Origin of the sequence: Labrenzia sp. PHM005, assembly GCF_006517275.1 — a bacterium.
Taxonomy (GTDB): domain Bacteria; phylum Pseudomonadota; class Alphaproteobacteria; order Rhizobiales; family Stappiaceae; genus Roseibium.
In genome coordinates this window covers 1,269,927-1,283,923 of the sequence record NZ_CP041191.1, presented here as the reverse complement: position 1 = coordinate 1,283,923, position 13,997 = coordinate 1,269,927, and the positions used below count along the sequence as shown (strand labels likewise).

The 13,997-nt window shown below is 55.2% G+C and carries 11 protein-coding genes and 1 tRNA gene; 8 read left to right on the top strand and 4 right to left on the bottom strand.

The window, feature by feature from the left end; all coding sequences use genetic code 11:
* Window positions 1-176 precede the first annotated feature (176 nt).
* From FJ695_RS05765 to FJ695_RS05745, 5 genes are all read left to right on the top strand, one after another.
* Complete coding sequence (locus FJ695_RS05765; RefSeq protein WP_141188588.1) at window positions 177-3,257, top strand: helicase-related protein; 3,081 nt, start codon at window positions 177-179, stop codon at window positions 3,255-3,257.
* A 44-nt stretch (window positions 3,258-3,301) separates the two neighbouring features.
* Window positions 3,302-3,667: an RNA-binding S4 domain-containing protein gene (locus FJ695_RS05760; protein ID WP_247653846.1), complete on the top strand. Its 366-nt coding sequence runs from the start codon at window positions 3,302-3,304 to the stop codon at window positions 3,665-3,667.
* 213 nt (window positions 3,668-3,880) lie between these two features.
* The gene (fdxA, locus tag FJ695_RS05755; RefSeq protein ID WP_141188587.1) at window positions 3,881-4,213 is read left to right on the top strand and encodes a ferredoxin FdxA; all 333 of its coding nucleotides are present in this window, start codon (window positions 3,881-3,883) and stop codon (window positions 4,211-4,213) included.
* Window positions 4,214-4,667: 454 nt separating this feature from the next.
* Entirely contained in the window at window positions 4,668-5,264 is a 597-nt protein-coding gene (locus FJ695_RS05750; RefSeq protein ID WP_141184553.1) for a CarD family transcriptional regulator, read from the top strand.
* 216 nt (window positions 5,265-5,480) lie between these two features.
* Window positions 5,481-6,356 (top strand): RNA polymerase factor sigma-32, encoded by an 876-nt coding sequence (locus tag FJ695_RS05745; RefSeq protein WP_141184552.1) that lies wholly within the window; start codon window positions 5,481-5,483, stop codon window positions 6,354-6,356.
* A 76-nt stretch (window positions 6,357-6,432) separates the two neighbouring features.
* Here the strand turns inward: FJ695_RS05745 and FJ695_RS05740 are convergent, their stop codons facing one another.
* Together FJ695_RS05740 and FJ695_RS05735 are read right to left on the bottom strand one after the other, a co-directional pair.
* Window positions 6,433-7,911: a M48 family metalloprotease gene (locus FJ695_RS05740; protein ID WP_247653794.1), complete on the bottom strand. Its 1,479-nt coding sequence runs from the start codon at window positions 7,909-7,911 to the stop codon at window positions 6,433-6,435.
* A gap of 19 nt (window positions 7,912-7,930) precedes the next feature.
* Window positions 7,931-8,788 (bottom strand): hypothetical protein, encoded by an 858-nt coding sequence (locus FJ695_RS05735; protein ID WP_141184551.1) that lies wholly within the window; start codon window positions 8,786-8,788, stop codon window positions 7,931-7,933.
* A 270-nt stretch (window positions 8,789-9,058) separates the two neighbouring features.
* Between FJ695_RS05735 and FJ695_RS05730 the strand changes: the two genes are divergently transcribed.
* A tRNA-Arg gene (locus FJ695_RS05730) sits at window positions 9,059-9,135 on the top strand.
* Here the strand turns inward: FJ695_RS05730 and FJ695_RS05725 are convergent.
* Together FJ695_RS05725 and FJ695_RS05715 are read right to left on the bottom strand one after the other, a co-directional pair.
* On the bottom strand, window positions 9,136-10,224 hold the full coding sequence (locus FJ695_RS05725; RefSeq protein ID WP_141184550.1) for a site-specific integrase: 1,089 nt from the start codon (window positions 10,222-10,224) through the stop codon (window positions 9,136-9,138). It lies immediately after the preceding tRNA gene.
* A gap of 232 nt (window positions 10,225-10,456) precedes the next feature.
* A complete protein-coding gene (locus FJ695_RS05715; protein WP_141184548.1) occupies window positions 10,457-11,044 on the bottom strand; it encodes a MerR family transcriptional regulator in 588 nt (195 codons plus the stop codon).
* A 239-nt stretch (window positions 11,045-11,283) separates the two neighbouring features.
* On the opposite strand from FJ695_RS05715, the gene FJ695_RS05710 reads away from it, so the two are divergent.
* Window positions 11,284-12,408, top strand: coding sequence for a sugar ABC transporter substrate-binding protein (locus FJ695_RS05710; protein ID WP_141184547.1), 1,125 nt, complete (start codon window positions 11,284-11,286; stop codon window positions 12,406-12,408).
* Window positions 12,405-13,982, top strand: a complete 1,578-nt coding sequence (locus FJ695_RS05705; RefSeq protein WP_141184546.1) for a sugar ABC transporter ATP-binding protein — start codon at window positions 12,405-12,407, stop codon at window positions 13,980-13,982. The genes FJ695_RS05710 and FJ695_RS05705 overlap by 4 nt, the downstream gene beginning before the upstream one ends.
* Window positions 13,983-13,997: the final 15 nt, after the last annotated feature.

Genomic DNA, 13,997 nt, shown 5'->3' with positions numbered 1-13,997 from the left:
AAAATTTCAATCTCATTTTTGCACCTACGGAAACATGGGCGCGGCGAAAAAGGGCAGGACAGGCCCACCTGGCCTATGGTAGACACGCGCCATGATGTTCTGGGTTTTATTCCTGAGAGACACGGCGGCCAATCCAGGCCTGCCGAATTATGAAGAATTCTGATCGCACCAGCTCCATGCTCCGCCCCCATACTCTGCCGTTACCCCCTAGCGCTCGATCCCGCACGGTTACCGCCGTCCTAGGGCCCACCAACACCGGGAAAACCCACCTGGCAATCGAGCGCATGCTGGCCCAGCCGTCCGGCTTGATTGGCCTGCCTCTCCGATTGCTGGCGCGGGAAGTCTATGGACGCATTGCCGAACGTTCCGGAACTGAGTCTGTCGCGCTGATTACCGGCGAAGAGAAGATCATTCCGAAGAAGCCCCGCTTTTGGGTGTCGACGGTCGAAGCCATGCCACTCGATCTCAACACCGAGTTCGTGGCTATCGATGAAGTCCAACTGGCCGGAAATCTCGACCGCGGCCACGTCTTCACCGACCGGATCCTGAATTTGCGTGGCCGTTCTGAAACCCTGCTTTTGGGATCGGCGACTGCCCGGCCGCTGTTGGAAAAACTCCTCCCGGGCCTCAATGTCATCACCCGTCCGCGCATGTCGATCCTGTCTTATGCGGGATCCAAAAAGGTCTCCCGCCTGCCAGCCCGGTCGGCTATCGTCGCTTTTTCGTCGGATGAGGTTTATTCGATTGCCGAGCTGCTCCGGCGCCAGCGTGGCGGCGCCGCGGTGGTGCTTGGCTCGCTAAGCCCACGCACCCGTAATGCCCAGGTGGAACTCTTCCAGAACGGTGATGTCGATCACCTGGTCGCCACCGACGCCATTGGCATGGGATTGAACCTGGATGTCCACCACATCGCCTTTGCCGGCAACCGCAAATATGACGGCTATCAGTATCGTCAGCTAACTCCATCGGAGATGGGCCAGATCGCCGGCCGCGCCGGCCGTCACACCAAAGACGGCACCTTTGGCGTAACAGGCCGAGTCGATCCTTTGGACGATGATTTGATCGAACAGATCGAAAGCCATCACTTCGCCAGCCTAAAAGTGCTGCAATGGCGCAACAGTTCGTTGGATTTTTCGTCCTCAGCCAATCTGCGCCGAAGCCTTGATTTACCCCCGAAAGAGGACGGTTTGGCGCGGGCGCCAACCGGTGACGACATCACCGCCCTTGAACATTTGTTGCGCGACAGCGCAATAAATGACATGGCAAGGGGGGCAAAAGCGGTCGAATTGCTATGGGATGTGTGTCAGGTGCCGGATTACCGCAAGATTGCACCGGCCAACCACGGGGACCTTTTGGCCACGATCTACACCCACCTGATACGCGAAAATGCGATTGAAGATGATTGGTTCGCCCGTCAATTGGCCTTCGCAGACCGCACAGATGGTGATATCGACACACTCGCGAACCGGATCGCTCATATCCGGACCTGGACGTATGTCGCGAACCGCCCGGACTGGTTGGCCGATCCGGCCCATTGGCAGGGCGTGACCCGAGGCATAGAAGATAAACTATCTGACGCCCTTCACGACCGGCTGACTCAGCGGTTCGTGGATCGGCGGACAAGTGTATTGATGCGACGTTTGAGAGAGAACGCAATGCTGGAAGCGGAAATTACATCGAGTGGGGATGTGCTCGTCGAAGGTCAGCACATCGGAAATCTGCTTGGCTTCCGGTTTGCCCCTGATGCGGCGGCCGAAGGCCCGGACGAAAAGACGGTTCGTGCTGCCGCACAAAAAGCCCTGACCACGGAAATCGAGTCCCGTGCAGACAAGCTTGGCAAATCTGAAAACAGTGATTTTGTCCTGACTTCAGAAGGTGCCATCCGCTGGCGCGGAGAACCGGTGGCCAAATTGTCAGCCAGTGACGATGTGTTGGCACCAACCGTTCTGCTGCTCGCCGACGAGCACTTGACCGGACCGGCCCGCGACACCGTGCAAAACCGTTTGGACCTCTGGGTCAAAGCGCAGATCGAAACACTGCTCAAACCGCTTGCAGATTTAAAGACCGGGGAAGGCCTCGAGGGTCTGGCCCGCGGCATCGCATTCCGGATCGTCGAAGGTCTTGGCATTTTGGAACGGCAAGATGCTGCCGACGAAATCCGCCAGCTCGATCAGGATATGCGCGCATCTTTGCGTAAACACGGCATCCGCTTCGGCGCTTACACGATCTTTGTTCCTGCACTCTTGAAACCGGCTCCTAGCCAGCTGCTCGCCCAACTCTGGGCTTTGAAGCACGGGTCTCTGGACATGAACGGCATGGAAGAACTGCCGCAGCTGTCCGCTTCCGGCCGCACCTCTATCCCGGTTAATCCCGAGATCAACCAGGCGCTTTACAAAGTCGTTGGCTTTCGGGTCTGCGGCCCGCGGGCTGTCCGGGTCGATATTCTGGAACGTCTGGCGGATCTGATCCGGCCACTGATTGCCTGGAAACCGCTCGACGCAGAGGTCGCACCACCAGAAGGTGCAATCGAAACGGGCGGCGGCTTTACGGTCACAGTTGCCATGACGTCCCTGCTCGGTTGCGCCGGCGAGGATTTCTCGGCTGTTCTGAAATCCCTCGGCTACCGGCTCGAAACCAAAGAGGTTCAGCGTCCCGTCGTTGTGAAACCGGACACGGAAACCACACCTGCAGACAGCGCGGCGACACCAGAAGTAACGTCCGCAACCGCCTCCCCTGCAGAAAGCGAAGCAGCCGAAACCGCCGCCCCTGCAACGGAAACGGAAGCTTCTGGGGTGCTGGAAGATAAGGCTGCTGAAGACAGCAGCGCCGAAGCGCCTGCGGCAACTGAAACACCGGGAGCAACCGCTGACGCAGCGGACGCAGGTTCAGAAACAGCTGACACAGAGACGGCAGAACCTTCTGCATCCGAAGAGGCCGCTCCATCCGGCGAACCGGAAATGGAAACGGTTACCATTGAGATCTGGCGCCCGGGCCGTCACGACCGCCGTCCGCGCGGCCGACAGGATCAGCGCCGGGGAGACAACCGCAAACACCAAGGGCCGAAAGGCGCGTCCGGTGAGCGGCGACACGGCAAACCCGGCAAAGGTGGTCAGCACAAGGGCCGAGGTGGCCAAAAGTCCTTCGAGGGCGGCAATCGCCGTGACAAGCCGCAAAAAGACAAGCCAATCGATCCAAATTCACCTTTCGCCGCTCTGATGGCGCTGAAGGAGAATATGGACGGCAAGGACAAGAAGTAATTCCGGGGTCAGATCCAAAAGCTGCTCCACAATCTCAGGGCAGCCTGCGCGTCGACAAGTGGCTCTGGTACGCCAGGGTCACGAAATCCCGGTCTTTGGCGCAAAAACTGGCAGCCGGTGGACATGTCCGGGTCAACAAGGACAAGATTTCTTCGGCAAGCAAGACCGTCAAGGCGGACGATGTCCTAACCATTGTCCTTGATCGGCGGGTGCTTGTTTTGAAAGTCGTTGCCCTTGGCACCCGGCGTGGCCCATACGAGGAAGCGAAACTTCTTTACGAAGACTTGTCTCCGCCGCCGCCACCAAAACCAGAAGCCCCACCACCCCCTCCTGGACAACGTGAGCCAGGCTCCGGCCGGCCGACCAAACGTGACCGGCGCAAGATGGACGCCTTTCGCCAAGAAGATTAGGCACTTTTCGCAGTTTCGCAAAAAAACGGAATAGCATTCTCCACCAGCGCCCAGATGCGACTGCTTGAACGCTTGCACCGGCTCATTAAAAGCGATACCCAACAGCATTGAACTTGACCGTGGGTTTTGCGACCTACGCTATAGAATTGACCGCCGGATTGCCGCATGCGGGCGCAAAGAGAACCGCCCCTGCCGTGCCTAGTGAGGATAGAGATGACCTACGTCGTCACGGACAACTGTATTAAATGCAAATACACAGACTGTGTTGAGGTCTGCCCGGTAGACTGTTTCTACGAAGGCGAAAATTTCCTCGTGATCAATCCGGACGAATGCATCGACTGCGGCGTATGTGAACCGGAATGTCCTGCCGAGGCCATCCTGCCGGATACCGAACCAGGCCTGGAAAAATGGATTGAATTGAACGCCGAGTATTCGGAAAAATGGCCGAATATTACCGAGAAAAAAGATCCAATGCCCGATGCTGAAAAACATGACGGCGAAGAAAACAAGCTGGATAAGTATTTTTCACCTAATCCACCTGCGTGATTGGATTACCCACAGACGCCAATAGCGCGAGCAATTTAAATAATACAACTTAAGATAAAGAAATTCATTTGGTAATTCAGACACCTGGATGCTTGCAGCTTTCAGGTGCTTTAACCTTTTGCGCCGCAATAAATTTGACGCACTTTAATTTTCCACAAAAGTGTGTTACTTTGTTTCGATAGTCGCCAACCACGAGAATAACCCCAAAAACGGAGTCTTCGCTTACGTGCCCCGTGATCCATCTTTCCGGGCCACGAGAGATCCCGGCAGCTTTTGTATCTAAGCAAGGTTCTAGAGTGGAATTCAACGACTGACTAGCCCGACACGCCGCATATCAACAGGCGTTCCAGAATTTGGACGCCGGGATGATCGCGTGCCGCACAAACAAGGACCGTACAGCGGTCCATTTCCGGTCTGACAAAAGACCGCTAACTGCGCAGGAGAGACTACAAGTATGGCAACAAGCACCAAAAAGACCGCGCAGCGTCAAGGTTTCAAAACAGGCGAATACATCGTTTATCCGGCACATGGTGTCGGCCAGATTACCGCCATTGAAGAACAAAACGTAGCCGGTCACTCTTTGGAGTTGCTCGTTATTGTTTTTGAACAGGACAAGATGACCCTTCGTGTGCCAGTTGCAAAAATTGCATCTGTTGGCATGCGTAAGCTGGGCGACCCGGCTGCAGTTAAAAAAGCACTGGAAACCGTCCGGGGCCGTCCGCGGATCAAACGCACTATGTGGAGCCGCCGCGCCCAGGAATATGAAGCGAAAATCAATTCCGGCGATCTGATTGCAATCTCCGAAGTCGTCCGTGACCTGTACCGCTCTGAAACACAACCGGAGCAGTCCTATTCCGAACGCCAGCTTTATGAAGCAGCGCTTGACCGCATGGCACGCGAAATTGCCGCTGTAAACAAATGCTCGGAAACCGAAGCCATCAAGGAAATTGAGCAGAACTTGGCCAAATCGCCGAGCCGCATCAAAGCCGCAGCAGCAGCTGCTGCTGCCGCAGAAGAAGACGGTGACGACGACGCGGAAGAAGCTGCATAAGCCTGCTTTAAGTCGCACACTAAAAATACGAAAGGGTCTGGAGCAATCCAGGCCCTTTTTTTTCGGTCGGCCGTCAGCAATATGCCGCCAACGCTCTAAGAATAATTGCCAATTACATCACAAAGATGTGCTCAATCGTGCCCGCGCTCCGTGGGAAAGTGATCTAATCTGAAAGGTGGTCCGTAGAGATACGGATATCACCCCGGAGTGTCATGCATGTCCACATCGATGAGTGAAAAACGGCATTTGGTCAAAGCGGCGATGAAAGCGCCATACCTCACACGCGAAGAGGAGTATGAGCTTGCTTTGCGATGGCGGGACCACAGAGACGAGAAAGCGCTTGAAAAGCTATCCCTCTCCCATATGCGCCTGGTCATTGCGGTTGCCTCCCGGTTCAAGAATTTTGGACTGAACCTGGGCGACTTGATTCAGGAAGGCCATGTGGGGCTTCTGGAAGCGGCCGCTCGCTTTGAACCGGAACGAGAAGTCCGTTTCTCCACATATGCCACTTGGTGGATCCGAGCCTCCATCCAAGACTATATCTTGCGCAACTGGTCGATTGTTCGCGGCGGCACATCCTCCTCTCAAAAAGCTTTGTTTTTTAACCTGCGCCGCCTGCGGGCAAAACTGTCAAACAATCAAACACCGCTTACCGACAGCGAGTTGCACCAGAAAATCGCCGATGCGATTGGGGTCAAGCAATCAGATGTTGCGGTGATGAATGCGCGCCTGTCCGGGCCCGACACATCCTTGAATGCTCCAATTACCGACAGTGAAGGCTCCAGTGCCGACCGGCAAGATTTCTTGGTGTCTGAAGCACCACAGCCGGACGAGATTGTCACCGTCAACATCGATTCAGAGCGCCGCAACCGCTGGCTCTCATCGGCGCTGACTGTTTTGAGTGAGCGCGAACTCAAGATTGTCCGCGAGCGGCGCTTGTCAGAGGACGGTGCAACGCTGGAATCGCTTGGCCAAAAGCTTGGAATTTCTAAAGAACGGGTACGCCAGATCGAAAGCCGTGCCCTGCAAAAGCTGAAAACGGCCCTTTTGAACACCCAACCGGATCAATCGGTTTACGCCGTCTCCATGTAACAAAAAGGCCCGGCATAGCCGGGCTTTTTCTTCTCAAAATAGTATCCAGCGTCAGTCTGTGAAACTCTACCGGATCTCAATCCACGACAAGCTTGATCGAGGTTCCGGCCGGGATCGGTTTGTTCGGGCTGAAATCATTCAGGATAGAAAAGAACTCCAGCCGCCGGGACGGCTCAACCCCGCTCATGCCAATCGCCAGTTTCCGAGGTGTGTCGCCAGCCTTTGTCTTAACGACCTTGAGCCGGAGGGAGCGCAACCGCGCCCGTTCCGTTGGGGTCAGCTGGCGGAAACTGTCGATGGTTTTACGGAAGTCCTGATCAAACCCGTCATTTGGCGACCGGCTTGCAAAAATAAATCGGTATCCGGTCTTACCGATCCGCACAACGGCTATGCGGAAAGACCAGCCCTGTGTGATGGCGGCCCCGGTGACTGCCGGCAAACCGCTAATCGTGGTCTCACGTACACTCTGCGGCAGGAGGCCATTGATCCAACCCGAGGTCATGTAATCCGCCAAATTGGTATAGCTGCTGACATCGGCGCCATCGAACCTGATTGCCGTTCCCCCGCCATTGCTGGCCAAGACCGCCTCCGGTGAGTTTTCTAAGATATAGCCGGAGGGAACTGTGAACCCGATTCCGAGCGCCTTATGCAGAAACGAGCGGCCGCGCACGAACCCTTCCAGCGGATCGTCCCCAAACAGCATTCCGTCGATTTGGCTCAAGAAACGGTCCCGGTCGCGTTCGCCAATCCCAGGAGCGCCGATCTGCCGCGCGGAGCGCACTGCAATTTGCAATCGCTCAGGGGTCGAGGGATGGGACGACAGGAAGTCGGGCGCAGAACTGCCGCCTTTGCCTGCTGACTGGTATTTCGCGAATTTCGCCATAGACTTTAAGAACCGCGCGGCGGCGTATGGATCAAATCCCGCTTTCGCCAGGGTTTTCACGCCAATCGCATCCGCCTCCAGCTCCTGCACCTGGCTGAAACGGGCAAAGGACAATTGAGACGATACAATTGCCTTGCGCGCAGCTTCCGTATCTTGAACCACATCGTTCAGAATTTGGTCAGCGAGCTCACGAGCCTCTGCCCGTTGCTGGCGTTTAATCGCGTGGTTTGCGGTCACATGGGCCATCTCATGAGCCAAAACCGCAGCGACTTCGGATGTGTCGTTGGCAAGCGCCAACAATCCGCGGGTGACATAAAGATAGCCGCCTGGCAGCGCGAAAGCATTGATCGCCGGCGAGTTTAAAATGGTGATCTTGTAACTTTGGGAAGGATCTTGGGACGCGGCCACCAACCGGCCCACAACGCTGGCAACTGCCCGCTCCGCACCGGGGTCATTATAAACCCCACCATAAGTCGCCACCACACGCGGATGTTCACGGGCACCAATGTCGGCCGCGAGACTGGGTCGCAAGGTTCCCGGCGCGACGGTGCCGACAGACGTGCCATCACCGAGCAGCTGGCAGGCCGCAAGAACAAGTGCCGCCCCAGCCAACACACCGGACCGCACCAGTTTCCGCCAGATCCGGCCAGTCATCCGAACAAGGGAAGGCATGCGCTCATTCGCCGTATAATCAGTTTTGGTTCTGGCCGTCACGCCCTGCCCTTTTTTCTTCCAAAACAATCAGTTGCTCCGGGTGGCTCCAGGTGATCAAAGGTCCATCCTGCACCTCGATGACACCACGGATTTCCACCGGCTGACCGTCCAGATCTTCAAACGACCAGCCTTTTCTACCGAGACCCGCCAGTACAATATCTGCATCCTGGGAGGCTAAGGTGACCGTAAAGTCCTTTTTCCAATACCTACCAAAGTTGAGATAGCGGGTACTACGCGTTTTTCCAAGGGAAACAATGCGCCCGCGGACAATCCCATACTGTCCGGCGGCGGCCACCAACCGTTGAAGACCCGCCGCCGCATAGACCGGCGGTGAATTTCCCTCCCCCCAGATACCAAGCGCAGACCGCCGGGCTTTCATTTCGGCTTGCCGCAACTGGTCCGCACAAGGTCCGGCTGTTTGTTTGGGCATATAGATCGCCTGCCCCCTCTCAAGACGGTCCTGCTGCAGCAAACGGGCGCCATTTTCGGATTGGTAAACGATCAGGGCTGGCACAAGCTTCCAGCGGTTGAGAGAACCAATCGGAAAGGCGGTTAGGTGTGCGTCGGCATTTGACAACGGTTCAGGCGCAAAAGTTTCAAAAGCGCTGGAATAAATCTCTGCAGCAGCATATCCACGGCCGGCCGCATCATGGAAAGTGGAGTTTAGATCCGTCGTCCTATTGTACACCTGAATGCCAGTTCCAGACAGGCATGCTGATAGGACATTTGCTTGATCTGCCCCTGCTGCGGTCGGCACAGCTGCAGACAATAAGATGGCAGACCAAACAGGTATCAGCCACTGCATTCCCCGGACCTGCCCTACGTGCCGCGTCATTGGCCTCCCCTATTGGCCGAAAGCTCGCCCCTTGCTTGATCGCAGCAATCTTGGCTCTTTGGCTCGGCGCCTGACCACGCCTGTCCAAGTCCAATCAAAATAAAATGCCTGCAACCGGTCAATCGTTCCCTTAAAAATAGGGGCTAAGCAGCAATTGCGGCAGTGCTAAGACACGATGGCAGGATTGGCAGATTTTCCGAGGATCACAGTTACTGCTTCAGTCTTTAGGCTCGCAAAGCCCCCAAAATCATGATAATCGACGCATTTACCGGCCCCGTAGCTCAGCAGGATAGAGCATCAGATTCCTAATCTGAGGGTCACAGGTTCGAATCCTGTCGGGGTCACCACTACTTAGCATGGTTTTGCCTATCCTGTTTTGCAGTGTGTTTTGCAGAATCTGTTTCCAAAACGTTCTCAAACTTGGCGATTGCGTTGTCAGCCATCTGAGAGGTTCTGGCGAGATATTTGTCGAGAATGTCCTGCGCACGTCGCAGCGAATGGCCAGTCACGGATACGATTTCACCGAGGTTGCAGCCTGCCTGAAACAACATCGTCACAGTCGTTCCTCGGATATCGTGAAAGTGGAGGCCTTCAATCCCAGCCTCTTTAAAGGTCTTTTCCCATTGATTGGCAAAGTAGCGTTTTTGAAAAGCACGCCCTGTTTTGGTCGTTAGGATCAATGTCGATTGCCGTTTGAGACCGTCCAGGGTTTCCTTCAACGCCTTGGTGCATTTGATTGTCACCAGACGGCCTTTGAGTTTCCCGCGTCGCGATTTGCCCTGATGAAGCGATATCCGCTCCCCGTCATAGTTGTTCCAGTTCAGCTGAAGCAGGTCTCCGCGCCGTTGTCCGGTATGCAGCGCGAGCACCATAGCCAGCTTCATTTCGGGTGTCGCCACCGCCATAAAAGCTTCGACATGTACCGGCAGCCAAATCTTGTCGGAACGATCACTCTGATAGGCTCGCTCGAATCCGTCCATGACATTGCGTTTTAGAGGACCATCCCTTGTTGCCCAGGAAAGAACACGAGCAAGGACGGTTACCCGGTTGTCCGCCTCCCGCGGCTTAACTTCAGAAAAAGCATCATGCCATTTGATGACCGCTCTGCGAAAAGCCTTATCCTCCAAGGCTGCATAAGGGCATGTGCCATACTGATTTTCCCAGAACGTAAAGATGCGCCGGTACTCAGCCTTGGTGGAATCTGCCAATCGTCGCCACTTGGCGGTTTGTTGAAACTCCCGAATCAAACCTGCGAGTGTTCCCTTGTCCCGTTGTCGCGTCGCCTGTTCGGCAACCGCAATTGAAGCCAAGAATTTGGAAGACCCTGGCGCACCCTGCAGGCGCTTACCCGTTGCCCTGTGGTAATAGTAGGTTCGCACTTCGCCGGTGGCGAGTTTGCGCGTGATAGTATTGATGCCCTTAAGATGTGTTCGCACTGTCTACCTCCCACTGTTCAAATGGTGATAGGGACGGACGTTCTGTTTCGGTCTGGAATGGTCGATCTTCGGCGATGATTTCCAAGCGGCCATCAGGATGCGCAATCAGCCGCCCACTTTGAAAACCGGAGTTCTTGATTGCCTTGAGATAACTTTTGGTCTCGGAGGGGCGTATGGTCCTTTTTCGCTGTGCCATGTCATTTCCCGATAAATGGCAAGCGACACTCGAAACCTAAGGAAGCTTTGCCTTCTTTCTGTCTTTGAATAAGTCGTCTCTGGCTGCCCGAATTGCCTTGTCCGTTTCGGACTTCTGATCGTCCGGAGTTTCGTCAAACCGGATGTCATTTATTCCGTGCGCTACAAAGGACGCGATGCGGGTCAGAGACACCTGAATGAAGGCAAACCGCTGGTCGGCCCAATCATCGTCATAAACAAACCTGTCATTGTCTTTGGGGCTAGCAATCAATCTTGCAAACAGCCCATCTGCGTCAAAAAAGATTCTGCAGATGTATTCCTTGTCCAGGTTTTCAGCCGCCGCTGTTAGCCAATCGCCAACCTTTGTATCCCGTTCGTAAAACAACTGCGAAACGAGGTTTGGCGAGACCCCGAGCGCACTCAGGTGCGCGATCATTGTCACCGCCATGATATCGAGCGCCGAATACAAACGCCGGCGCCCCTTGCCGACACTTTCCTGACTGAGACGCAGGATCCCACGAGCGGGGTCTGTCCAATTCTGGAGCGTTTTCGCACTCACCGAAGTGATGCGAATGACGTCCGCCTGGGTGTACTCAGGAACTTCAATGTCGACTCGATTACTCACACAAAAAAACCTCGCACGAGGCTTGCAATATGTCAATGCAGAAACTCACTTGAGGCTATGCTTTGAATATCTGCATCCAACTTCACTAACCAAAAAACAGGACGAACAACGCAAATGTCTGCAGCGCATTGCGCCATTGTTGTGATGTCAGACACTCACCAACAGCAAAAAATTCAAAGTTGTCTTCCTATGCAATCTGGTATATCAGATCTGATATTTTGTTTTGGGGAGGAAATTGAATGCTATCTTTTAAGAACACCCTTCGTGCGTCTGCGGCACTTGCCCTCTTGGCTGCTGTCACTGGAACGGCGCAGGCCGACTGGCGTACGACCGTTTCCGGCGCCAGTGCTGAGCCGGAGTGCTTCCGGTCTTGGAACGAAGAGACCGCGCTGTGGCAGCATGAAGCCAAGGACGGCCCATACCGGATCGCGGTCGTCAACAGTTTCACCGGCAATACCTGGCGCATTCAAATGTTGAAGACGCTTCAGGCCTTTGCTGAAACGCCTGAGATGGCGGGCAACATTTCCGAATTGAAAGTGATCTCCACCGGCACAGACGTTTCCGCGCAGATCGCGGCCATGGAAGACTTCATCAACCAGGGTTATGACGCGGTTCTGGCAAACGCCATGAGCACAGACGGCTTCAACCGTGTGATCCGCGCCGGCAAGAAAAACGAAACGCTGGTCATGACCTTCGACAACGTTCTCGACACGGACAAGGTCATGCAGCTCAGCTCCGACAACATCGAGTTCGGTCGCCTTCAGGCAGAGTTCTTGATCGAGAAGATGGGCACGAAGGGCAAAGTTCTGGAAGTCCGCGGCCTGCCGGGCATCTCTGTTGACCTTGACCGGCATAACGGCCTGCGGGCAATCCTCGACAAACATAGCGATATCGAGGTCATCGAAGTTGTCGGTAATTGGGATGATGGCACGGCGCAAAAAGTCGTTGCAGATGCCATAGCGACTCATGGCCAGTTTGATGGCTTTGCGGTTCAGGCTGGCTCCACCGGCGCCTTGCGCGCGATCATGGACGCCAAACATCCGCTGGTGCCGATCGCCGCTGAGGCGGAAAACGGCTTCCGCCGAATGGCAGCAGAACTCAAGAGTGAAGGCCTGGACGTTATTTCTGTCGGCTATTCCCCGGCACTTGGCGCAATCGCGGTGAAAGCCGCCGTTTCCGCGCTCCAGGGCAATGCTCTGCCGCAGCTGATGTCGATCCCGCTGCCCGTTGCAGACAGCGGCAGCCTGAAAGACGGTCAGAACTTCTGGTCCAACCTTGACGACAATTTCTTCACCCCGAATGAATTCCCGCCGTGCAACGTGAACTTCACGGCCGAAGAAATCATGTCTCAAGACGTAAAATGAACGTCCAAAGTGCAGTGGGTGCGGCCGTAAAGGCTGCGCCCCGCACGTCCTCCGAGTTCGCGGCTGAGCCAATTCTGCGGATGTGCAACCTGTCCGTAAACTACGGGCCGGTCAGAGCGTTGTCGGGTGTCGACCTCAGTGTTCGCGCTGGCAGCATCCATGCCATCATCGGTGAAAATGGCGCTGGAAAATCCACGCTGTTAAAAACCATGGCGGGGATTCGAAAGCCATCACAGGGCCACATTGAAGTGGACGGCAGGAAACTAGAGTTTTCCAACGCCCATCAGGCAATGATAGCTGGGATTTCCTGCGTTTTTCAGGAAATGTCTCTCATTCCCGACCTGAGTGTTGCCGATAATATTTTGCTGGTGAATCCGCCGCGGCGTTTTGGTCTGGTAAACCGGTCAGCGCAGCGCAGCCGGGTTTTGGAACTGCTGCAGCGGGTTGGCGCAGCGGATATGGACCCGGACACCATGGTTCGGGATCTGGCCTTGTCAAAACGCCAGCTGGTTGAGATCGCAAAGGGTCTTGCGTCCGACCCCAAGCTGCTGATCCTGGACGAATCCACGTCCGCCCTGACCAACAGCGACACCGAACATGTGTTGCAGATGGTCAAGACGTTGCGCGATGAAGGTCTGGCGATCCTTTATGTTTCTCACCGTATGGGCGAAATCCGGGAACTTGCGGACGAATGTTCTGTCTTTCGCGACGGGCAAAAAATCGAATCCTTTGCAGCCAATGATCATACAGACAACGAGATTGTCGAGATGATGCTGGGCCGGAGCATTGAAGCCTCCTTTCCACCGCTGGCCACAGTTGCAGTTGATACCAAGCCGGTCATCGAAATTGAGAACCTGGCCTGGGACGGTGTTCTGACCAATATCACCGCCTCGATCAAAAAAGGCGAAGTTGTTGGGATCGGCGGTCTTGATGGGCAGGGACAGCACGAGTTCCTGATGGCGTTGTTCGGCGCTTTGAAGGGACTGGAAGGAATAGTCCGGTTGAACGGCCAGGAAGTCCAGCCGCAATCGCCGTCTGCGCGCATCCGCAAAAAACCGAACATGGCCTATGTCCCCGAAGACCGGGGAACCCACGGCCTCGTTCAGCAGATGTCGGTCGGCGATAACATCTTGCTTGTCGACAAGGAAACGTATCACGACGATTTCTGGCGCCATCCTACGCAGGAAAAAGATCGGCTTAATGCGGCAATCAAGAAGCTGAAAATCAAGGTGTCCTCGCCCAAACAGCCGGCTTTCGCGCTGTCTGGAGGCAACCAGCAGAAGGTCGTATTGGCCAAGTGGCTTGCTGATGTTCCAGATGTGCTTTTGCTCGATGATCCGACCCGCGGCATTGATGTTGGCACCAAGCAGGAGATCTTTGAACTTCTGCAGGAACTCGTCGCACAAGGCTGCGCCATCCTGCTCTACAGCTCCGATTATCAGGAGCTTTGCAATTGCTGCCACCGGGTTCTTGTCTTTTACGAAGGCAAGATCAGCCACGAGCTGCAAGGCGCGATGCTGAGCGAAAACAATTTGATCAACGCGGCATTCAATCTGGAGCTACAGGCACCTTAAACGCTGCCTGACCTG

Excerpts from the sequence above, each read along its gene's own strand:
- fdxA (WP_141188587.1), top strand. The coding sequence starts at position 3,881 with ATGACCTACGTCGTCACGGACAACTGTATTAAATGCAAATACACAGAC.
- FJ695_RS05750 (WP_141184553.1), top strand. The coding sequence starts at position 4,668 with ATGGCAACAAGCACCAAAAAGACCGCGCAGCGTCAAGGTTTCAAAACA.
- FJ695_RS05710 (WP_141184547.1), top strand. The coding sequence starts at position 11,284 with ATGCTATCTTTTAAGAACACCCTTCGTGCGTCTGCGGCACTTGCCCTC.
- FJ695_RS05735 (WP_141184551.1), bottom strand. The coding sequence starts at position 8,788 with ATGACGCGGCACGTAGGGCAGGTCCGGGGAATGCAGTGGCTGATACCT.
- FJ695_RS05765 (WP_141188588.1), top strand. The coding sequence starts at position 177 with ATGCTCCGCCCCCATACTCTGCCGTTACCCCCTAGCGCTCGATCCCGC.
- FJ695_RS05705 (WP_141184546.1), top strand. The coding sequence starts at position 12,405 with ATGAACGTCCAAAGTGCAGTGGGTGCGGCCGTAAAGGCTGCGCCCCGC.
- FJ695_RS05745 (WP_141184552.1), top strand. The coding sequence starts at position 5,481 with ATGTCCACATCGATGAGTGAAAAACGGCATTTGGTCAAAGCGGCGATG.
- FJ695_RS05740 (WP_247653794.1), bottom strand. The coding sequence starts at position 7,911 with ATGCCTTCCCTTGTTCGGATGACTGGCCGGATCTGGCGGAAACTGGTG.